At 58.3% G+C, this 20,784-nt stretch carries 18 protein-coding genes; 10 read left to right on the top strand and 8 right to left on the bottom strand.

Features of this window, described 5'->3' with window-relative positions; genetic code table 11:
* Positions 1–118: 118 nt before the first annotated feature.
* A complete protein-coding gene (locus M6G53_RS00845; protein WP_253328339.1) occupies positions 119–2,308 on the top strand; it encodes a TonB-dependent siderophore receptor in 2,190 nt (729 codons plus the stop codon).
* A 100-nt stretch (positions 2,309–2,408) separates the two neighbouring features.
* Here the strand turns inward: M6G53_RS00845 and M6G53_RS00840 are convergent, their stop codons facing one another.
* Entirely contained in the window at positions 2,409–3,863 is a 1,455-nt protein-coding gene (locus M6G53_RS00840) for an FAD-binding oxidoreductase (RefSeq protein WP_253328338.1), read from the bottom strand.
* A 57-nt stretch (positions 3,864–3,920) separates the two neighbouring features.
* Positions 3,921–4,706, bottom strand: a complete 786-nt coding sequence (locus M6G53_RS00835) for an SDR family oxidoreductase (protein WP_253328337.1) — start codon at positions 4,704–4,706, stop codon at positions 3,921–3,923.
* 234 nt (positions 4,707–4,940) lie between these two features.
* Here M6G53_RS00835 and M6G53_RS00830 point away from each other — a divergent pair, with 234 nt between their 5' ends.
* From M6G53_RS00830 to M6G53_RS00820, 3 genes are read left to right on the top strand one after another with little or no spacing between them, the layout of a single operon-like run.
* Positions 4,941–5,114: a hypothetical protein gene (locus M6G53_RS00830; RefSeq protein WP_253328336.1), complete on the top strand. Its 174-nt coding sequence runs from the start codon at positions 4,941–4,943 to the stop codon at positions 5,112–5,114.
* Complete coding sequence (locus tag M6G53_RS00825; RefSeq protein WP_253328335.1) at positions 5,084–6,367, top strand: MFS transporter; 1,284 nt, start codon at positions 5,084–5,086, stop codon at positions 6,365–6,367. Before M6G53_RS00830 ends, M6G53_RS00825 begins: the two co-directional genes overlap by 31 nt.
* A 24-nt stretch (positions 6,368–6,391) precedes the next feature.
* Positions 6,392–7,840, top strand: coding sequence for an FGGY-family carbohydrate kinase (locus tag M6G53_RS00820; RefSeq protein ID WP_253328334.1), 1,449 nt, complete (start codon positions 6,392–6,394; stop codon positions 7,838–7,840).
* Here M6G53_RS00820 and M6G53_RS00815 read toward each other — a convergent pair.
* Both M6G53_RS00815 and M6G53_RS00810 read right to left on the bottom strand, forming a co-directional pair.
* Entirely contained in the window at positions 7,821–8,405 is a 585-nt protein-coding gene (locus tag M6G53_RS00815) for a glycerol-3-phosphate responsive antiterminator (RefSeq protein WP_253328333.1), read from the bottom strand. The two genes, M6G53_RS00820 and M6G53_RS00815, sit on opposite strands and share 20 nt — an antisense overlap.
* Before the next feature lie 72 nt (positions 8,406–8,477).
* Positions 8,478–9,383, bottom strand: coding sequence for a LysR substrate-binding domain-containing protein (locus M6G53_RS00810; protein WP_253328332.1), 906 nt, complete (start codon positions 9,381–9,383; stop codon positions 8,478–8,480).
* A gap of 230 nt (positions 9,384–9,613) precedes the next feature.
* On the opposite strand from M6G53_RS00810, the gene M6G53_RS00805 reads away from it, so the two are divergent.
* Genes M6G53_RS00805 through M6G53_RS00790 form a run of 4 tightly spaced genes read left to right on the top strand, consistent with a single transcriptional unit; the run spans position 9,614 to position 14,012 of the window.
* A complete protein-coding gene (locus M6G53_RS00805) occupies positions 9,614–10,975 on the top strand; it encodes an MFS transporter (RefSeq protein WP_253328331.1) in 1,362 nt (453 codons plus the stop codon).
* Between the two features lie 34 nt (positions 10,976–11,009).
* Complete coding sequence (gene fae, locus M6G53_RS00800; protein WP_253328330.1) at positions 11,010–11,513, top strand: formaldehyde-activating enzyme; 504 nt, start codon at positions 11,010–11,012, stop codon at positions 11,511–11,513.
* Positions 11,514–11,523: 10 nt separating this feature from the next.
* A complete protein-coding gene (locus M6G53_RS00795) occupies positions 11,524–12,570 on the top strand; it encodes an aldo/keto reductase (protein WP_253328329.1) in 1,047 nt (348 codons plus the stop codon).
* Positions 12,567–14,012: an NAD-dependent succinate-semialdehyde dehydrogenase gene (locus tag M6G53_RS00790; RefSeq protein WP_253328328.1), complete on the top strand. Its 1,446-nt coding sequence runs from the start codon at positions 12,567–12,569 to the stop codon at positions 14,010–14,012. The genes M6G53_RS00795 and M6G53_RS00790 overlap by 4 nt, the downstream gene beginning before the upstream one ends.
* A 33-nt stretch (positions 14,013–14,045) precedes the next feature.
* Here M6G53_RS00790 and M6G53_RS00785 read toward each other — a convergent pair whose 3' ends face one another.
* Both M6G53_RS00785 and M6G53_RS00780 read right to left on the bottom strand, forming a co-directional pair.
* Entirely contained in the window at positions 14,046–14,666 is a 621-nt protein-coding gene (locus tag M6G53_RS00785; RefSeq protein ID WP_253328327.1) for a helix-turn-helix transcriptional regulator, read from the bottom strand.
* A gap of 110 nt (positions 14,667–14,776) precedes the next feature.
* Entirely contained in the window at positions 14,777–16,234 is a 1,458-nt protein-coding gene (locus M6G53_RS00780) for an amino acid permease (RefSeq protein WP_253328326.1), read from the bottom strand.
* 618 nt (positions 16,235–16,852) lie between these two features.
* Here M6G53_RS00780 and M6G53_RS00775 point away from each other — a divergent pair.
* On the top strand, positions 16,853–18,127 hold the full coding sequence (locus M6G53_RS00775; protein ID WP_253328325.1) for a Glu/Leu/Phe/Val family dehydrogenase: 1,275 nt from the start codon (positions 16,853–16,855) through the stop codon (positions 18,125–18,127).
* A 39-nt stretch (positions 18,128–18,166) separates the two neighbouring features.
* Here M6G53_RS00775 and M6G53_RS00770 read toward each other — a convergent pair whose 3' ends face one another.
* Positions 18,167–19,705, bottom strand: coding sequence for a long-chain-fatty-acid--CoA ligase (locus M6G53_RS00770; protein WP_253328324.1), 1,539 nt, complete (start codon positions 19,703–19,705; stop codon positions 18,167–18,169).
* A gap of 135 nt (positions 19,706–19,840) precedes the next feature.
* On the opposite strand from M6G53_RS00770, the gene M6G53_RS00765 reads away from it, so the two are divergent.
* Entirely contained in the window at positions 19,841–20,410 is a 570-nt protein-coding gene (locus tag M6G53_RS00765; RefSeq protein WP_253328323.1) for a DJ-1/PfpI family protein, read from the top strand.
* 7 nt (positions 20,411–20,417) lie between these two features.
* On the opposite strand, the gene M6G53_RS00760 is transcribed toward M6G53_RS00765, so the two are convergent.
* The gene (locus M6G53_RS00760) at positions 20,418–20,771 is read right to left on the bottom strand and encodes a DUF1493 family protein (RefSeq protein ID WP_253328322.1); all 354 of its coding nucleotides are present in this window, start codon (positions 20,769–20,771) and stop codon (positions 20,418–20,420) included.
* Positions 20,772–20,784: the final 13 nt, after the last annotated feature.

The raw sequence follows: 20,784 nt of genomic DNA, 5'->3' as shown, positions 1-20,784 counted from the left end.
GATTTTTACCGTCGTGCAGACACGGCGCTGCCGCGTCGACGAGGAGAAGATTGCCTGTCGGCATTTCGGGATTTATCAGGGTGGCATTACACACTAAAGCAGGTATGCAGGAGAGATAATGAAGATTAAAAACAAAGGGATAACCAACGGGAATGCGGATGCGATGTCCGCCACGCGTCTGCTGCTGGGATCGGCGCTGGCCTTATTGCCCCTCGCGCAAAGCGCCGCCGCCACGGCGGACGAGACGATCGTGGTGACCGCCGACGCGCAAAACAGCGTGACTGCGCCGGTCAAAGGGATCGTCGCCAAAGAGAGCGCGGCCGGCACCAAGACCGCCGTTCCGCTGCGTAAAACACCGCAGGCTATCTCGGTGGTCACGCGCGAACAAATGAACGATCAGGAGCCGGCGTCGGTGGCCGACGCGCTGAACTACACCAGCGGCGTGATCACCACCTATCGCGGCAACTCCAACCGCAATGACGAAGTGATCAGCCGCGGCTTCCGCTATGCGCCCAAGCTGCTCGACGGCCTGCACTTTGGCCTTTCGAGCCAAAACGGCGGCGCCGGCCAGATCGATCCCTGGCTGCTGGAGCGCGTGGAGATGGTGCACGGCCCGGCCGGCGTGCTGTACGGCCAGGTCAGCCCCGGCGGCGTGGTGGTAATGACCAGCAAGCGCCCTACCGCCCAGAGCATTCATGAAGTCAAATTCAGCACCGGCAACCGCCATCTGGCGGAAACGGCGTTCGATTTCGGCGGCAAGCTCAACGACGATAATACCCTGTTCTACCGCCTGAACGGCATCGCCAGAACCGAGCATGAGTTTGTCAAAGACAGCAAGCAGCAACGGGTGGCCATCGCGCCGGCCTTCACTTGGCTGCCGAACGAAGACACCAGCTTTACGCTGCTGACCAGCTACCAGAACGATCCGAAAGCCGGATCGCGCAACTTCCTGCCGCGTGCCGGCACGCTGTTCCCGACCAGTGCGGGCTATGTGCCCTATGACTTTAACATCAGCGAACCCAGCTTCAACAAGTCGCGGCGCGAGCAGGCGTCGATCGGCTACAGCCTCGAACATAACTTCAGCGATGCGCTGTCGTTCACCCAGAACCTGCGCTTCACCCACCGCGATGAAGACTATAAATATCTGGTTTATAACGTTAACTCGAAGGTCAACGACCATACCGTCACGCGCATGGCGCAGCATGAAACGCAGATGACCAACGAGTTTGGCGTGGACAATCAGCTGAAGGGGGTGTTCGACACCGGCGAGGTGAAGCACACGGTGCTGGGCGGGCTGGATTACCGCTACAGCCATAGCGATTATAAAATGTACCGCGATCGCGGCAACGATTACCCGATCGACTGGGCCAACCCGGTTCGCCCCAGCATCGATGGCAGCACGCTGGCGCTGGCTTCCAGCGACTTGAAGACGCTGAATCAGGTCGGGGTGTATCTGCAGGATCAGCTGGAGTGGAATAACTGGAACCTGCTGCTGTCCGGCCGCCAGGACTGGTCGCAGGTCAACACGCGCGATCGCACCAGCGGCGGTAAAGAGCAAACCTACAACGATGCCCAGTTCACCGGCCGCGCGGGCCTGCTTTACGCCTTCGACAACGGCATTTCACCGTATGTCAGCTACAGCACCTCGTTCGATCCTAATCTGTACCCGAGCGCGCCGGGTGCCGATCCGCTCAAACCGACCACCGGCAAACAAACCGAAGTGGGCGTGAAATACCAGATCCCGGGCGGCAATACCCTGCTGACCCTCTCCTGGTTCGACATTACCCAGCGCAATGTGGCGTCCTATAACCGCCTTACCTCCGCCTACGAGCAGATCGGTGAGGTGAAATCCAAAGGGATTGAGGCGGAAGTGCACGCTCAGCCAACGCCGGAGATCAAGCTGACCGCCGCCTATACCTACACCGACGTGGTGACCAAAGACTCCAACTCGGCGGACGAAATCGGCCACAGCCCGGCGGGCATTCCGCGCCATGCGGCGTCCGCCTGGGGTAGCTACAGCGTCCTGAGCGGCGCGCTGAACGGCCTGACCGTCGGCAGCGGCGTGCGTTACATCGGCAATGCGCCGGCCGACGCCATCGGCCAGTACGATGTGCCGCACTACACGCTGTACGACGCCATGGTGAAGTATGACCTCGGCCAGGCTTCGTCGGCGCTGCGTGGTGCGGCTATTCAGCTCAACGTGCAGAACCTGACGGACAAGAAATACGTTTCTTCATGCAGCGGCGAATATGCCTGCTTCTACGGCAGCGGCCGCAGCATCATCGCTTCGGTCAACTACCGCTGGTAACAAAAATGGGCGGCCAGCGCCGCCCATTTCTTCCGTTTATCCGGCTTGTTGTATTTCAGGCAGGTCGTGAACAGGCCCGGTAGGCCGGGCCAATGAGACGTTATTTTTCAATCGGGTAGATTGTGCCGGTGTTCATGATGCCGTTAGGATCGTAAACCGCTTTCAACCCCTTCAGTATGTAGTAAGCACTGCCGTGTTCATCTTTGGTCCAATGTACACGGTGTTTGCCGATACCGTGGTGGTGCACCATAGAGCCGCCGTGCCGCAGCGTTTCTTCCACAATGATTTTATTCAACGGGTTGTGGTACTTTTCGATCTCGTCTTCCGGCTTGCAGTCCACCACGTTGTAATCGTAAACAAAGTACATATTGGTGCCATTGATATAACTATGGGAGGAATGGCCGCCCAGCATGGTGATGTCTTTGGCGTGCGGAAACTCCTCACGGATGCGATGCAGCACGCTCTCATAGATGACGTTGATGCTTGCCCAATCGCCGGACACTTCGGTCGTAAAGCCCATATTGTTGGTCTTCATGATCTGCAAGCGTTCCGCAGCTACCTTCTCCGGTCCCCAGTTCAAATTGTTGAACCATTCTTCAATCAGTCGCGAATCCACCTTCTTGCATTCGGCATGGCATTTGACGATGGCCTCGATGCCGTCGCCTGTCGCCTGTGCTATGCCCTGCGCACCTTCCGCCATGAAAATTAACACACATTTGCCGGCGGCGAAGTGGGTAAAGTGTTGAGTGCCATCTTCGACATCATACAATCGGGCGATCGACGGCCGATAACCTTCGACCATCACTTCGCGCAGGATATCGAAGCCGGTCTGCATATTGTCGAGGGTATAGCCATAGAACAGGTTGTTCTCGGGGCGATATTTAAAGATTTTCACCGTCACTTCGGTAATGAAGCACAGTGCGCCTTCATTGCCGATGATCACGTGACGAATATCCGGACCCGCAGCGCGGCGCGGCACGTTTTTGATCCGGGTGATCTGGCCGTTGGGGAACACGGCCTCCAGGCCAACGACCATATCTTCGATCGCGCCATACAGCGTGGAAAACTGGCCGATGCTGCGTGTCGCCACCAGCCCGCCCATCTGCGCCAACGGTTTGGACTGCGGGGAATGGCCGGTGGTGTACCCCTGCGCCCGCAGCTGGTTTTCCAGCACCTCCAGCGGCACGCCGCACTGCGCCGTAGCCTGCATATTGCGAATGTCGATGCTGATAACCTGGTCCATGCCAGAGCCGTCCAGCACCACGGAGTTCTTCACGACCGTCTCCAGCCCGCCCTCGGTGGCGGAAGCGCCGGTACGCGGCACACAGTTAACGCCGTTGGCGTTCATAAATGCCAGCACGTCAGAAACCTGGCGGGTATTTTCCAGCTTCACGACCGCCGCCGGCAGCGGCAGCGTAAATACGCCATGAATATCAGCGTACTTACGGAAACGATCAACGCTGTTCTTTTTCAGCACCTCTTCGTCGGTAATCACCCGTGTCGGCCCAACGATTTCTTTCAAATGACTGACGATAGCTTCTCGAGTCAGAGACATAATTAACCCTTCCTGATAGTCAGAATATAAGTGAGATTCCGTAAAAATAATGTTTTATTAACGAACCAAATAACCGCCATCCACCACCAATAAATGGCCATTAACATAATCGGACGCTCTACTGGCTAAAAACACCATCGCACCCATCAAATCTTGCGTATCACCCCAGCGGTTGGCCGGAATATGATCCAGTATGCGTTGGTTAGTCTGCGGATTCTTACGTGTTTCCGCAGTAATATCGGTGGCGTAATAACCAGGAGCAATGCCATTGACCTGAATATTATATTGCCCCAATTCATCGCAATAAGATTTGGTTAGCCCGGCCAGAGCATGCTTGGTGGCTGAATATGCCGGTGACCATTGGCCGCCGAGGTAGGAAAACAAGGAGCAAATATTGATTATTTTCCCCTGTTTTCTCGGCACCATGACTTGCGCCGTTTCATAACTCAGCTCAAACGCCGCCGTCAGGTTGACGTCGATCATGGGATCCCAGTCCTGGCGGCCGAAATCCAGAACCTGGTTGAGTTTACAGATACCGGCGTTGTTCACCAGAATGTCAACCGCACCAAAGGCCTCCAGACACTGCGCGATCACTTTCGCCGGCGCGCCTTTCTCGGTGATATCCACCTGCATAAATTCGACGCGCACGCCCTGTTGTTCAATAATTTCACGGGTTTGCCCCTTATCCATCACGAAGCTTGGGATAAAAAGATTGGCGCCGGCCTTGGCCAACGCAACGGCAAACGCTTGCCCCAGGCCGCTGTTGCCGCCGGTTACGATCGCCGTCTTACCCTTCAGCGAAAAGAAATCCAGTGAGAACTCATTCAATGCGTTTAGTGACATGCTCCTGCCCCTTGGCCCGGAAAAATGCAAAAAAAAAGAGAAAAGCAAGCTTCTCTGCGGGTGGCAGAGAAGTTACTTTTCTCATCGTCTCCAGTAACTGGGAAACACGCTAACATATCGTCTTCACCCTATTCCGTGATGATTATCGCAAAATTATCAGATAAAAAATAAGTGCAATGCGTCATTTCATTTCCCACATAAAACAACGACAATTCACCCGCTCATGGTTTTGTGATGATATTCACAGAAGGCATTAATGCCGTCATGCTATTTATTACCGCAGTTACTGAAAGAGCCGAAGAGAAAAGTAACTTCCTGCTTGGCGGGGAGTCTGCCTTTCTCTTTTTTTTGTTTAACTTTACTGGCGAGACCGTACCATGGAAAAATCAAATTCTCACCGATGGTTAACGTTGGCGATAATAAGCATCAGCGGCGGCGTAAGTTTCGATCTGGCCTACCTGCGTTATATTTACCAAATACCCATGGCGAAGTTTATGGGGTTTTCCAACACCGAAATCGGGCTGATAATGAGCACTTTCGGCATTACCGCCATTATTTTGTATGCCCCCAGTGGCATTGTCGCCGATAAATTTTCCCATAAAAAAATGATGAGTTCCGCCATGATCGCCTCCGGCTTGTTGGGCTGCGTGATGGCCTTTTACCCGTCGTTCTGGGTGATGATCCTGATCCAGGTGGCATTCGCCCTGACGACCATTTTGATGCTGTGGTCGGTATCCATCAAAGCCGCATCACTACTGGGCAGCCATCAGGAACAAGGGAAAATCATGGGCTGGATGGAAGGCCTGCGCGGCGTCGGCGTCATGGCGCTGGCTGTCTTCACCATGTGGATATTTTCCCTGTTCGCCCCTGAAGATCCCCGTAGTCTGAAAGCGGTTATTTTGATTTACAGCGGCGTCTACATCCTGCTCGGGGTGTTGTGTTGGTTCTTCGTCAACGACGGTTTCACCCCGGCAACGGACAGTGCCGAAACGGCGCGCCGTTTTAGCCTCACCGACATCCTGCGCGTGTTGCGCATCAGCACCACCTGGTATTGCAGCATGATCATCTTCGGTGTCTATACCATCTACGCTATTTTGAGTTACTCCACCAATTACCTGACCGAAATGTACGGAATGACGCTGGTCGCGGCCAGTTACATGGGCATTGTGATCAACAAAATTTTCCGCGCCATGTGCGGTCCGGTTGGAGGGTTGATCACCACCTACAGCCGCCTCAGGTCTCCTACCCGGGTGATCCAGCTATTGGCGTTGGTTAGCCTGATCACGCTGTGCGCCCTGTTGTTCACCAATAACCATCCGGCGTCGGTTGCGGTGGGCATCGGGCTGATTTTATTGCTGGCTTTCGCCTGCTATGCCTCGCGCGGCCTGTATTTCGCCTGCATCGGTGAGGCTCGTACGCCCCGGTTCATTATGGGCACCACCGTTGGCATCTGTTCGGTAATAGGTTTTTTGCCCGACGTGTTCGTCTATCCGTTGGTCGGCCACTGGCAAGACAGCCTGCCCGCCGCCGCCGCGTATCGCAATATGTGGCTGATGGGCTTGGGCTCCACCGCAGTGGTGGTGGTGTTTACCCTGCTGTTGGCAAACAATATCAAACGCGCCGAAACAAAAAAGAACGCGCCACGTCCGGCCGTTGAGTAACGTCTTTTCTTAAGGAGTTAACGGATGAAAAAGCAGTATTTGATGGGGGTGGATGTGGGTACCCAAAGCGCTAAGGTCACCCTTTTCGATTTGGACGGCAATATTCTGTGTGAAGGTCGGCAGCAGTTGCGTGCGCTGGATATTCCCGCACCGCAGTTGGCCGAACATCCGCACGACGATCTGTGGGATGCATTGAAGGTCGCTTTTCGCCGCGCGATGCAGCGTTTTACCGATGGCGGCGGCCAGCGGCATGATATTTTGGCGATGGGGATCTGCATCGTTCGCTGCTGCCGGGCGCTGCTGCAAGAAAACGGCGAGTTGGCCTATCCGGTGATTAACTGGATGGATAAGCGTATGAACAAGCCCTATGAATATGTTGATGCCTACCGTCAGGTTCGCTATGTCACCACCACCTCGGGCTACATCACCCACCGGCTGACCGGTGAGTTCAAAGATACTTGCGCCAACTATATCGGTTGGTGGCCGATGGATAACGACAGTCTGGACTGGAGCCGCGACCCGGAGGCCTGGCGGCGCTGCAATCTGCAGCGTGAGCAGGTATTCGAAGTCGTCAAGCCCGGTGAGATCCTCGGGCAGCTCAGCGCACAGGTGGCGCAGCAAATCGGCGTGCCGGCCGGCATCCCTGTCGTGGCGACGGCGCATGACAAAGCGGTGGAGGCGCTGGGCGCCGGTTCGTTCGGTAACGGCGTGGCGCTTATCTCCCTGGGCACCTACATAGGCGCCATGGTGCATGGCACCGCCAACCTGAAAAATGCGCAAAATTTCTGGCCGTTCCAGGCATCGATCCCCGGCCGTTACCTGTATGAATGCATGGGTGTGCGCCGCGGCATGTGGACCGTCAGTTGGTTCCGCGATCAATTCGGCGCGGCAGCGTTGTCCGCCGCCCATGACGCCGGCGTCAGCATCGAGGAACTGCTGAATCAGGAGGCAACGCGGGTGCCCGCCGGCAGCGAAGGCTTGATTACCGTCCATGATTGGGCGCCGCCAGCCGAAGCCGAATTTCGCAAAGGTGCGATGATCGGTTTCGATGGCCGCCACACGCGGGCGCATATGTATCGTTCTCTCCTGGAAGGTATCGCCTTCACCATGAAGAACCACATGGACAAAATGGCCCATGAGTTGAAAACGCCCTTCAGCCGTCTGATCATCTCCGGCGGCGGCGCCAACAGCGATCTGTTTATGCAGATTTTCGCCGATGTCTTCGGTATCCCAACCCAACGCAACCTGATGAACGGATCGGCGGCGATCGGCTGTGCGATTAACGCCGGCATGGCGATCGGCGTATTCGACAGCTACGAGCAGGCTGCCGAAAAGCTGGTGCGAGCCGGAGACAGCTTTACCCCGAACGAGCGCAACCATGGCCTCTATTGCCGGCTAAACCAGCAGGTGTACCAGCGGCTAAACCAACATCTCGATCCGCTGTTGCGCTCGCTCAGTTCGCTGATGGATTGAGGCGGAGTTTCCATACCTCGTGGTTAGTGGTGGAGACGGCGATGGCGCCGGCCTTCAGCGCGTTTTGCGCGTCGTCTTCATTACAGACCAGACCGCCGGCGATGATCGGCAAATCTATCTTATCGGCTACCCATCCCAACACCTTCGGCATGCAGCCCGGCAAGATCTCGACGCAGTCAGGCGTCGATTGCGCCACCTGCTTGTCAACGTTATGGAAAGAAATGGAGTCGAGAAGAAACAGGCGATGAATGGCGTAAAAGCCTTGCTGGCGCGCCGCTTTCACCATCGCCGATTTAGTGCTGATAATACCGTCGGCGGCGGTGACGATTTTTAGAAAGTTAATCACAATCTCTTTATTGGAACTGCCTTCCAACAAATCGACATGCACAAAAGCGTATTTACCCGCTTCTTTGATTTGCTGGACGATACGTCCAATATTGCAGATGTTGCCATAAAGTACCGAAACAATCGGGCAATCGGACTTCACTGCTACCTGCAGACTGGCATTATCTTTTACCGCCGCAATGATCGGATGCAACTTTAACACTTCAACGATGGTAGACACGCTATTCCCCTGAAAAACCCGCCGCGGCAGGATATGACAATGCGATAAACCCCAGCATAACATGCCGATCCCTCAGTATTCAGCCACGGATTCGGCAGATTGCCGTGCCTCCCGGACCTCTTCTTGCAGCCAATCATGGAAGTAGCCTACACGCGGCAAGTTTCGCTTGCCGGGCGGGATCTCCAGCCAATAGCCGTTGCGGCTTTCCAGCTCCAGCGGGGCAAGCCGCAGCAGCAGGCCGCTTTGCAGTTCGTTACGGATCATCATGCGATCGAGCACCGCATAGCCCGCACCGGTGATGCAGGCATTGATCACCTGATCCTGGGTGCTGAACTCCAGACCACCCTGCAGAGATCGGGCATCATGGCCGGCGGCGTTCAGCCAGTACGGCCAATTGTCCAGACGCACGTCGCCGTTGAGCACGTGCAGTTGAGGCTGCGTGTGCAACGGCGGAAACACACCGTTAACCATCAGCAACGGGCTACCGACCAACACCAGACGTTCGTGGCATAGCCACTCACCGTTGTCGGCACAGTCGGCCGGGGTGCCGAAACGGACTGCGCAGTCGAAGTCGCAGTATTTCTGTCGGGTTTCACTGATCAACGCAATCTGCAGCTGGCTATTGCGACGGCGCAACGTCACCAGGCGCGGCGCCAACCAGCGAGTGGCGAAGGTGGGCGCCACCTGCAGCCGCAAATGCTGCAGCGGGTTACGCAGTTGAACATGCTGAATGCCCTCTTCCAGGATATCCAGCGACTGGCGCACTGCCGGCAACAGTAATATGGCGTCTTGGGTCAATGCCAGCCCGCTGTGGCTGCGGACAAACAGCAATTTGCCGAGAAAGGATTCCAGCTGTTTGATTTGGCGGCTGGCGGCGCTCTGAGTGATAAACAAGGCTTCCGCCGCTTTGCTGACGCTCAGCGTTCGGCAAGTTTCTTCAAAAACACGCAACATACTGAGTGACGGAAGTTTTCTCACGATCAGCTTAGCCTCTCCCCATGCGCAAAAATGTTAATTCCACGTTGCCAATTTGCAGTACTTCGACGATGGCCGCAGCGCTATTTGCGTAAAACCGGAAGCAGATCACATGCGTTTTGCACCTGAGGGTATGACTAAAACGCACTCGCCTAACCTCCTGCCAACTGCCACATTGTTAACGTAATTACAACAATAACCCTACACCGCTCCAACACCGGAGGACAGGTCAAATGCAACAGCTGACACAACAACAAATCCGTATGGATGACGTACCGTTGAACCGATTCCATCTCAAAATCGCCGGGCTGACCTTTGGTGCGCATTTCACCGACGGCTACGTGCTGGGCGTCATCGGTTTCGCACTGGCGCAAATCAAGCCGCAGATGGGACTCTCCGCCTTTTGGGAAGGCATGCTCGGCAGCTCGGCGCTGATCGGACTGTTTCTCGGTAGCCTGTTTCTCGGCTGGATTGCCGATTACATCGGCCGGCAAAAGATTTTTTGCTTCAGTTTTGTGGTGATCACGTTAGCTTCGGCGCTGCAGTTCTTCGCCACCACGCCGGAACAGCTGTTTTTACTGAGGGTGCTGGTCGGCATTGGCCTGGGCGGCGATTTCTCCGTCGGCCACACCATGCTGGCGGAATTCTCACCGCGCAAACATCGTGGTGTGCTGCTCGGCTCATTCAGCGTTATCTGGACCTTCGGCTATGTCGCCGCCGGTTTTGCCGGGCACTTCCTGACGGCGATGGGGCCGGATGCCTGGCGCTGGCTGTTGTCATCTTCCGCCGTGCCGGCGTTGATCATCCTGCTGATGCGTATCGGCACGCCGGAATCGCCCCGCTGGCTCATGGGTAAGGGGCGTCGGGAGCAGGCGATGGCAATCGTGCATCGCCACTTCGGTCCGCACGTCATGCTGATCGACGAAGCGCCGACCCTGAGTAAACAGCGTTTTCTGTCGCTGTTCGGCCCGCGCTATCGCCGCCGCACCGCCTTTAACAGTCTGTTCTTCGTTTGCCTGGTGATCCCCTACTTCGCCATCTACACCTTCCTGCCGTCGATACTGCAGGTGATGGGGCTGGCTCAGAACTTTGCCACCGATCTGCTGCTTAATGGCCTGCTGATCGTCGGCGCGCTGCTCGGTATCCTGCTGACGGTGGTCTGCTCGCGCCGTGGCTTCCTGATCGGCTCCTTCCTGTTTCTCGCCGCCTGCCTGGTCTTGTTGAGCGTCATCCCTTCTAGCCAGACCACCTGGCTGATCGCCCTGTTCGCCGCCTTTACGCTGGTGATGTCGGCGGTGAGCAATCTGGTGGGCGTGTTCCCGGCAGAAAGCTTCCCGACCGAAGTGCGCTCGATGGGCGTTGGTTTCGCCACCTCAATGAGCCGTCTCGGCTCGGCGATCGGCACCGGCCTGCTGCCACTGGCGATCCTCAATTATGGCATGCCCGCCACCACCGGCATTCTGGCGCTGGTGTTGACTGCAGGCGCTATCGTTTCCATCGCCTGGGCACCGGAAACCAAGGGGCTTTCCCTGGTGGATGCGGCGCAGGCACCGGCCCGACGGACGGACGACCCGTTGGCCGCGCCGGCCAAATAACCCACCCTCGATGACTGAAAACAGGAGCAACGACGTGGAAATGTATATCGGTGAAGGCTTTGAAGGGAACGGCGTTAACGCGTCGCATATCAATATCATGATCGGGCCGCGCAGCGGCGCGGTAGGCCAGGCGTTCTCCTCCAGCCTGGCGTCGCCCAGCCAGGGGCACTGCCCGTTCATGGTGGTTATCAAACCCAACGTGCCGGCCAAACCGATGACGCTGTATGTCAATAAAGCGGCGATCGGCAGCGAGCTGCACGGCAACGCCACCTGGGGTGCCTCCCAGGCTGCCATCGCCAAAGCGGTGACCGAAGCGCTGCTGGAAGGCATTCTGCCGCCGGAGGCCGAAGACCACTGGTGCATCGTCACCGCCAACTGGGTAAACCCAGGCTGTGACGACCTCGATGAGGTGTATCGGAACAATTACCGTGCCTGCAGCCAGGCGATCCGTGCGGCGATGGGCCAACTGCCAGATCGCGACCAACTGATGCGTGCGCTGCCGCAACTGGGCAATCCTTTTTATACCCCGAAGTCCTGAGGAGAAATACATGGAATACCTTACGTTGGGCGACTGTGGGCTGCAGGTCTCTCGTCTGTGCCTCGGCACCATGAATATGGGCAGCAAGCAGTGGAAACCGTGGATCTTCGACGAGGCGCAGAGCGAACCGCTGATCAGACACGCGCTGGAATGCGGGATTAACTTTATCGATCTGGCCGATTTTTACTCCAGCGGCGCCGGTGAAGAAGTGGTAGGCCGCATCATCGCGCGGTTGGGGAACCGCGACGAACTGGTGCTGACCACCAAGGTCGGTTACCCGATTGGCGGCGGCCGGAACAATCAGGGCCATTCGCGCAAGCACATTATGGCCGGCATTGAGGCCAGCTTGCGGCGCCTGGGCACGGATTACGTTGACATTTACATGCTGCATTACTTCGACGTCAACACCCCTATCGAAGAAACCTGGTCGGCGATGAACGACATCGTTCGCTCAGGCAAAGCGCGCTACGTCGGTGTGTCTACCATGTATACCTGGCAATTGGCGAAGATCCTCTGGTTCTGCGAACGCCATGGCTATGTAAAACCCATCAATATGCAGTTGCAACTTAACTGCGCTTACCGCGAAGAGGAACGGGAAATGATCCCCTTCTGCCGCGATCAGGGGCTGGGCGTCTCAGTATTCAGCCCGCTGGCTCGGGGGCTGCTGAGCTGTGATTTCAACTCGGTGCGCAACCAGACCGATTTCTTTACCCAAGAGATGTACGCCGATCAAACTTCGCTCAGTGTGGCGCAGTCGGTCAGCCAGGTCGCGCAACTGCGCGGGGTTTCCCCCGCACAAATCGCCCAATCCTGGGTGCTTGGTCACCCGGGCGTTGATTGCATGCTGGTCGGCGCGGATACGGTGCAGCAGATCGACAGCGCGATGGCGGCGCTGGCCACCCAGCTCAGCGACGATGAACGCTATGAGTTAGAACGCAACTACACGCCGTGCGACGTCATCAATGACTATACCGCCGGCAAACGCATTGCCCGCAGCGGCCGCCCGGCGCGCGGCGTATTTATTCAGGATAATCTCGACACGAGGAACATCGCATGACTGCCTACTCTTCATTACTGCGCCACGGGTGGTACTGTGATGGCGAATGGCGCACCGCGCAGCTTAGCTACCCGGTGTACAACCCGGCCAACGGCAAGGTGGTTGCCGAGGTGGCTAGCGCCGGTGCGTCTGAGACCGAAGCGGCGATCGCCGCCGCCGCCGCCGCGCTCCCCGCATGGCGTGCCCTGCCGGCCAAGACGCGTTCGCAGATCCTGCAGCGATGGTTCCGGCTTATCATGGACCATCAGGCGGCGTTGGCGGAATTGATGGTGCTGGAGCAAGGCAAGGTGTTGAGCGAAGCCTTGGGTGAAGTCGCTTACGCCGCCAGCTTTATCGAATGGTTTGCCGAAGAAGGCAAGCGCGCCTGCGGCAAAACCATTCCAGCCCCGCAGGCTGCCAACCGTATTCTGACGTTCAAAGAGCCGGTCGGCGTCATCGCTGCCATCACACCATGGAATTTCCCGCTGGCGATGCTGACGCGCAAACTGGGGCCGGCGCTGGCCGCCGGCTGCACGGCGGTGATCAAACCCGCCAATGAAACGCCGCTTTCCGCTTTTGCGCTGATCGTGTTGGCAGAACAAGCCGGCGTCCCGGCCGGGGTGATTAATGCCGTTTCCGGCGATACCACCGCCATCGGCGCAGCGCTGATGGCCAGCCCGGCGGTGCGCAAGGTTTCTTTTACCGGCTCTACACCGGTTGGAAAGTTGCTGATGCGTCAGGCCGCCGATACGGTCAAAAAGCTGTCGTTGGAGCTGGGCGGCAATGCGCCTTTTATCGTGTTCGACGACGCCGATCTCGATGCCGCGGTCGCCGGTGCCCTGGCGGCCAAATTCCGCAACAGCGGCCAGACCTGCGTGTGCGTCAATCGCTTCTATATTCAGGCCGGCATTTATCCGCAGTTCGTTGAAAAGCTCACCGCCGCGGTACGGGCGCTAAAGGTGGCTCCGGGCATGACGCCTGGCGCGCAGCAAGGCCCGTTGATTCATGAAAAGGCGCTCGAAAAAGTGGAAAGCCATCTGCAGGATGCTCTCAACCAGGGCGCCCGTCTGATGTGCGGCGGTGGGCGCCATGCACTCGGCGGTTCCTTCTTCCAGCCAACGGTCTTGGCGGACGCCGACGAACGAATGCGGCTGGCACATGAGGAAACATTTGGCCCGTTGGCCGCCTGCTTCCGGTTCCAACATGAGGACGAGGCGATCGCTCGCGCCAACGCGACACCATTTGGCTTGGCGGCTTATTTGTATACCCGCGATCTGGCGCGCGCATTCCGCGTCACCCAGCTGCTTGAAAGCGGCATTGTTGGCGTCAACGAAGGCATTATCTCTACCGAGGTGGCGCCGTTCGGCGGAGTCAAAGAGTCCGGGTTGGGGCGCGAGGGATCGGATATCGGTCTGGAAGAGTACCTGGAAACCAAGTACGTCAACCTGGGGCAAATACACTAACCTTACAGGCAGGCGTAGAAATCCGCCTGCCGTTTACTCCTGCTTAAGTTCCCGCAGATGTTTGTACACCGTGGCGCGCCCCATCGACAGTACGTTGGCGATGTAGTCCGCCGCGCTTTTGGCCTTGAACGCCCCCTGATGATAGAGATCGCTGACCAGCCGCCGTTTCTGTTCGCGGCTCAGCGCGCCGAGCGCGGCGTTCTCGCGCCGCAGCCAGTCGTGCAAGAAGGTGTTGATCTTCTCCTGCCAGTCATCTTTGAACAGCGCTTGCGGCTGTGGCTGTAGCCGGGTGACCGACAGGAACATGTCCAGCGCGTTGCGGGCGTCTTCGAACATCGCGGTGCTCAGGTTGATGCACAGCAGATAGCTGGGCTTGCCCTCCTCGTCGCGGGCGGCGATGCTCACCGAGCGCATCTTTTTGCCGTCCCAGTTCAGTTTTTCATAGGGCCCGGTCACGCCGGCACCGCCATCGAGCTCAAAGTCCTCCAGCCCGGCGTCGTCGCCCGGTTTGCGCTTCGACAGGTTGTTCGCCAGATAGGCGATCTTGTTGGTGGCCAGATCGTGGATCACCACTTCCGCATTCGGGAAAAACAGCGCCGCGATGCCGTCGGCGACCGAGCGCAAAAGGTCGAGTTGAGAAGAAGAGTTCGGCACGCTGGGGGTCTCCGTATAGCCCGGTTTGGTTTGTTGTTCAGCCGCTTAGCATACCGCAGTTGCCGCCGCTTGCCGAGGGGACGGGCGGCAAGCGGCGCATCCTTCGCCGGTTACTCCGCCTCGACGCCGCGCCGATAAAACACATAACTCTCGCGTGCCACGCTGTCGCGGACCCGATAGCGCCAGATCAGGCCGAGCGCAGTGAACCACAGCGGCATGCTGCACAGCGCGATCAGGGTATCGCGATCGAACACCATCAGCACCAACGTAAAGGCGAAGAACGCCAGCGTCAGCCAGGCCATCGCCACCCCGCCCGGCATTTTAAAGTGGGAGGCGGCGTGCAGATCCGGCCGCTTCTGGCGATACACCAGGTAGGCGACCAAAATCATGCCCCAGCTGTAAACCACCAGGATCGCCGCCACGGTGGAGACAAGGGTGAACAGCGTCATCACGTTCGGCACCAGCACCAGCAGCAAGGTGCCGGCCACCATGCAGAAGCAGGAAAACAGCAGGCTGCGGATCGGAATGGCGGTGGTGCGCGACAGAATGCGGAACTGGCCGTGGGCGTGTTTTTCCATCGACAGGCTGTACAGCATGCGGGTGCTGGAATAGACACCGCTGTTGGCCGAAGACATCGCCGAGGTCAACACCACGAAGTTGATCACCGCAGCGGCGGCCGGCAGCCCCGCGCGATCGAACAGCATCACGAACGGGCTGCTGTCCGGCGAGATGTGGCTCCACGAGGTGACGGCGATAATGGTCAGCATCGAGCACACGTAGAACACAATGATGCGCGCCGGGATCGCGTTGATCGCCTTCGGCAGCACCTTCTGCGGGTTTTTGGTCTCCGCCGACATGGTGCCCAGCAGCTCGATGCCGGTGCAGGAGAAAATGGCGATCTGGAAACCGGCGAAGAAGCCGAAGATGCCGTGCGGCATGAAAATGGCGGGATCGGTGACGTTATGCAGCGAAGCGGTCACGCCGTCCGGCGAAGTCCAGCCGCTGAACACCATCCAGGCGCCGGTGGCGATCAGCGCGACGATCGCCACCACCTTGATCATCGCGAACCAGAATTCGGCCTCGCCGAACATCTTGACCGACAGCATGTTGAACAGGCACAGGAACCCCAGCGTCAGCAGCGCCGGCAGCCAGGGCGAGACGTTCGGCAGCCAATACTGTATATAGCCGCCGCACACCACCACGTCGGCGATGCAGGTCACCACCCAGCTCAGCCAGTAGGACCAGCCGAGAAAAAAGCTGGCGCGCGGCCCCAGGTATTCGGAGACGAAATCGGCGAACGAGCGGTAATCGAGCCGGGTGAGCAGCAATTCCCCCATCGCCCTCATCACCATGAACATGAAAAAGCCGACGATGGCGTAAGTCAGCACGATGGACGTGCCCGACAACGCGATGGTCTTGCCCGAGCCCATAAACAGCCCGGTGCCGATGGCGCCGCCGATCGAAATCAGCTGAATGTGGCGCGCGCTCAGGCCGCGCTGCAGGGTTTGGGCACAGTGAGGCCCCTCGGCTGAACCCGGGTTCAGCCGATCGCAGTGATTTTTTGTCATGGTGTTACCTGTCCGTCATTAAGGCGATTAAGCAACCGTTGTGCGGCTGCAGCAGGAGCGAAACGCCCGTGGGCGCACTAACCGGCAAAAAAATTCAGACCAAACGCCGCCCGCCCCGTTGTGACAGGGTGGTCATAATAATGGGTACCGAGAAAATGCTCGCGTGAGCCGTTGTATCGCCACGGTTGGCGTACAAAGCCTGAGCGTGGTGGGTAAACACTAAAATATCAAATAGTTATACTTTCCCTTGTGCAACAAAAAAACGACGCCGGAGCCGTTTTAACATTAATTTAACTCTGGCGAGGGGAATTGCCATTGTCAACATGGCAGTTAAATAAAATGAAACTTTTTGATCACATTCAAGCTTCTGAAAAATAGATAAAAAGGGTTTTTATGCGTTTTATATGCATAAATTATGCATGTACTCACCCGCTGCCAACGAAAAGTAATTAACTATTCATTTACCGCCCCGCAGGCGGCGAAAAACCGTCCGCTGGCCCGATGAGAGGGGGGCTAACAACCGGCATAATTAGTGGTAAATTTAGCGGCGCAAAGTGTTATGCGCTTGCTAATCCACGGTTAAACGAAATAAATACCTCTAATATATAAAGGTTGGTTATGGAAAAGCTATCCTACGCTTCAGACAGCAGCACCACCGCTTGGGCTACATATCTGCAACAAATCGATCGCGTCGCCCCTTACCTCGGCGAGCTGTCACGCTGGGTTGATACGCTGCGTCACCCTAAGCGCGCTTTGATTGTTGATATCCCGCTGCAGATGGACGATGGCACCATCCGCCACTTCGAAGGTTTCCGCGTACAGCACAACCTGTCGCGTGGGCCGGGCAAAGGCGGTATCCGCTTCCACCCTGACGTCGATCTGAACGAAGTGATGGCCCTCTCCGCCTGGATGACCATCAAGTGTGCCGCGGTCAACCTGCCGTACGGCGGCGCCAAGGGCGGCATCCGCGTCGACCCGTTCAAACTGTCTGAAGGTGAACTGGAGCGACTGACCCGCCGCTACACCAGCGAAATCGGCTTCATCATCGGGCCACAGAAAGACATTCCTGCGCCGGACGTCGGCACCAACGCCAAAGTGATGGCCTGGATGATGGATACCTACTCCATGAACCACGGCACCACCATCACCGGCGTGGTCACCGGCAAGCCAATCCACCTCGGCGGCTCCCTGGGCCGTGAGAAAGCCACCGGCCGTGGCGTATTCGTCACCGGCAGCGAAGTGGCCAAGCGTCTGGGCGTGCAGATCGAAGGCGCCAAAGTGGCGGTACAAGGCTTCGGTAACGTGGGCAGCGAAGCGGCTCGCCTGTTCGTTGGCGTCGGCGCGCGCGTCGTCACCATCCAGGACCACTCCGCCACCCTGTTCAACGCCAACGGCATCGACCTGGCCGCGCTGACCGAATACCAGGCCAAGCACAAGCAGATCGCCGGCTTCCCTGGCGCCAGCGAGATCGAGAGCGAAGCGTTCTGGTCTGTGGACATGGACATCCTGATCCCGGCCGCGCTGGAAGGCCAAATCACCCGTCAGCGCGCCGAAATCCTCAGCGCCAAGCTGGTGCTGGAAGGCGCTAACGGCCCTACCTTCCCGGATGCGGACGATATTCTGCGTTCCCGTAACATCACCGTGGTGCCGGACGTTATCTGTAACGCCGGCGGCGTAACGGTCAGTTACTTCGAGTGGGTGCAAGACATGGCGAGCTACTTCTGGAGCGAGTCCGAGATCAACGAGCGTATGGACAAGATCATGACCGACGCCATGGTCCACGTCTGGAACAAGGCGGCCGAGAAAGAGTGCAGCCTGCGCACCGCCGCTTACATCGTGGCCTGTGAGCGCATTCTGACCGCACGTAAAGAGCGCGGCATCTACCCAGGCTGATGCCCGCATCCCGGCCTGCCCCGGCAGGCCGGATTTTCCTCAGCGCAAACAGCGCTTCAACACCTTGCCGGTACTGGTCATCGGCAAACGCTCGACGAACTCGACGATACGCGGATACTTGTACGCCGCCAGCCGCTCCCGGCTCCAGGCGATCAGCATTTCTTCCTCAATCGGCTCCTCCATCTCCCTCAACACCACCACCGCTTTGATCTCCTCGCCCAGCGAGGGATGTTCAACGCCGATCACCGCCACCAACGACACCGCGGGATGGCGAATCAACGCTTCTTCAATCTCGCGCGGATAGACGTTAAAGCCGCCGCGAATGATCATGTCCTTGGCCCGATCGACGATGAAATAGAAGCCGTCGGCGTCGCGGCGCGCCAGATCGCCGGTACGGAACCAGCCGTTTTCCAGCACCTCCGCCGTCGCCTCGGGGCGATTCAGGTAACCTTTCATGATGTTGTAACCGCGCACCGCGATCTCCCCGACCTGGTCGATGCCGTCGATCGGCTGCCCGGTGGCATCAAGCAGGCGCACCTCCACGCCCCAGATCGGTTGGCCGATAGAGCCGGGTTTGGTCATCCGATGGGGATGGTTAAAGGTGGCGACCGGGCTGGTCTCAGACAGCCCATACCCTTCGAGAATGTTGACGCCGAAGCGGCGCGAGAAATCCTCCAGGATCTGTACTGGCAGGCTGGCGCCGCCGGACACCGCCATACGCAGCGTGCTGCGCAAGCTTTCGATATCCGTGTGTTCATTCAGCGCATTCAACAGCGCCCAATACATGGTCGGCACCCCAGCGAAGAAGGTGATGCCGTGCCGTTGCATCAGCGCAATGGCCTGCGCGGCGTCGAAGCGCTCGACCAGCACCAGAGTGGCGGCGGAAGCGAACCCGGCATTCATCTGCACCGTCGAACCAAAAGTATGAAACAGCGGCAAGGTGACTAGGTGACGATCGGGGGCCGTCTCCGAACCGTCGAACAGCCGCACCGACCCCCATGCGTTGAGCACCAGATTGGCATGGGTCAGCTCCGCGCCTTTGGCGCGGCCGGTGGTGCCGCTGGTATACAACACCACCGCGGTGTCGCTTTCGAGCGTTGCGGCCGACGCGAATTCGGTAGCCTGTTCGGCTATTGCCGCGCTGAAACGCTCCCCTTCAAGCGATAGCCTATCGCCGATGATAAACACCTCGCGGCATGGCTCCGCCCTCGCCGCCGCCCGCAGCGCCTCCTCCCCCAGCGGCAGGCCACCGCTACCCTCGAAACAGAACAGCGCCACCGCCGCCGAATCCGCCAGGTAATAGTCGAACTCCGCGCTTTTAAGCAGAATGTTCAGCGGCACCACCACCGCGCCGCTTTTGAGAATGCCGTAATAGATAGCCGGAAACTCCGGCCGGTTCGGGCAGGCCAGCGCCACCCGTTCACCGGGCCGCACGCCGCGCGCGGCCAACAAATTCGCCACCCGATTGGCCATTTCGTTCAGCGCCCGATAGCTGAGCGGGTTGTCGTCCTGTATCACCGCCGGCCGCTCCGGCCAGGTGCGCGCACTCTCTTCAAGCAAGGTAGCCAGATTCAGCATCGGGGATCCTCCCTGGGGTTGAGCGGCGGGAAAAATGCCGCAGTATCACGAGTATAGATAGGCGCTTTGCGGTTCGCATTCCCAGGGGCGCTGGGCTATACCTTAGGCAATCCCTATCCCGCAGGAGTTGTGATCATGAGCAAGAAAAAGATCCTGATGCTGGTCGGCGACTACGCCGAAGATTACGAAACCATGGTGCCGTTTCAGGCATTGCAGATGATCGGCCATCAGGTGGACGCCGTGTGCCCCGGCAAAGCCGTCGGCGATTACATCCAAACCGCAATCCACGACTTTGACGGGGCGCAGACCTACAGCGAGAAACCCGGCCACCGTTTTACCTTAAATGCCGACTTCGCCGCCGCCAAAGAAGAGCACTACGATGCGCTGTTGATCCCCGGCGGTCGGGCGCCGGAATACCTGCGCCTGAATCCCGACGCGATCGCGCTGGTGCAGGCGTTTGACGCCGCGAAAAAACCGATCGCTGCCGTTTGCCACGGCCCGCAGCTGCTGGCGGCGGCCGGGGTGTTGAAAGGCCGCACCTGCAGCGCCTACCCGGCCTGCGCGCCGGAGGTGCGGCTCGGCGGCGGCCATTATGCGGAGATAGGCATCGATCAGGCGCACGTCGACGGCAATCTGGTCACCGCCCCGGCCTGGCCGGCGCATCCGCAGTGGCTGGCCAAGTTCGCCGAGCTCTTGGAGCAGTAACGCGGCGCTAGCGGAGCTGCTCGATCAGAAAGTGGATGTCGTACAGCCAGCGCTTGGCGCGCGCGGAACGCACCAGCATCGACACGCACAGCGGCCGGGGGTGTTCTTTGCAGGCGGAGGGGGAGAACCAGCGCCCGGTGTTGCTCGGCGGCTGGAAATACAGCTCGTGGTTATAGTTGCCGCTGTCGACGCCGAAGGTATCGAAGTAGCGGCGCATCAGCGTATTGGAATCGCTGAACGACAGGTTGAGCGCGGTGTTGATCTCGGTTTCCGGGGTGATGGCCACGCCCTTTTTCAGCCGCCCTGGCGCGTTGAAGGCGGCGATAAGCGCGATGACCTGTTGCTGAATGTCTTCTGCCATGACGACCTCGAGC

Origin of the sequence: Serratia nevei (assembly GCF_024160145.1) — a bacterium.
GTDB lineage: Bacteria > Pseudomonadota > Gammaproteobacteria > Enterobacterales > Enterobacteriaceae > Serratia > Serratia nevei_A.
Note: the sequence above shows the minus strand (reverse complement) of the source record. Positions and strands in the feature narration are given on the sequence as shown.

Coding starts and splice junctions, on each gene's coding strand:
- M6G53_RS00845 (WP_253328339.1), top strand. CDS start 119: ATGAAGATTAAAAACAAAGGGATAACCAACGGGAATGCGGATGCGATG.
- M6G53_RS00840 (WP_253328338.1), bottom strand. CDS start 3,863: ATGTCTCTGACTCGAGAAGCTATCGTCAGTCATTTGAAAGAAATCGTT.
- M6G53_RS00835 (WP_253328337.1), bottom strand. CDS start 4,706: ATGTCACTAAACGCATTGAATGAGTTCTCACTGGATTTCTTTTCGCTG.
- M6G53_RS00830 (WP_253328336.1), top strand. CDS start 4,941: ATGATATTCACAGAAGGCATTAATGCCGTCATGCTATTTATTACCGCA.
- M6G53_RS00825 (WP_253328335.1), top strand. CDS start 5,084: ATGGAAAAATCAAATTCTCACCGATGGTTAACGTTGGCGATAATAAGC.
- M6G53_RS00820 (WP_253328334.1), top strand. CDS start 6,392: ATGAAAAAGCAGTATTTGATGGGGGTGGATGTGGGTACCCAAAGCGCT.
- M6G53_RS00805 (WP_253328331.1), top strand. CDS start 9,614: ATGCAACAGCTGACACAACAACAAATCCGTATGGATGACGTACCGTTG.
- M6G53_RS00795 (WP_253328329.1), top strand. CDS start 11,524: ATGGAATACCTTACGTTGGGCGACTGTGGGCTGCAGGTCTCTCGTCTG.
- M6G53_RS00790 (WP_253328328.1), top strand. CDS start 12,567: ATGACTGCCTACTCTTCATTACTGCGCCACGGGTGGTACTGTGATGGC.
- M6G53_RS00780 (WP_253328326.1), bottom strand. CDS start 16,234: ATGACAAAAAATCACTGCGATCGGCTGAACCCGGGTTCAGCCGAGGGG.
- M6G53_RS00775 (WP_253328325.1), top strand. CDS start 16,853: ATGGAAAAGCTATCCTACGCTTCAGACAGCAGCACCACCGCTTGGGCT.
- M6G53_RS00770 (WP_253328324.1), bottom strand. CDS start 19,705: ATGCTGAATCTGGCTACCTTGCTTGAAGAGAGTGCGCGCACCTGGCCG.
- M6G53_RS00765 (WP_253328323.1), top strand. CDS start 19,841: ATGAGCAAGAAAAAGATCCTGATGCTGGTCGGCGACTACGCCGAAGAT.
- M6G53_RS00760 (WP_253328322.1), bottom strand. CDS start 20,771: ATGGCAGAAGACATTCAGCAACAGGTCATCGCGCTTATCGCCGCCTTC.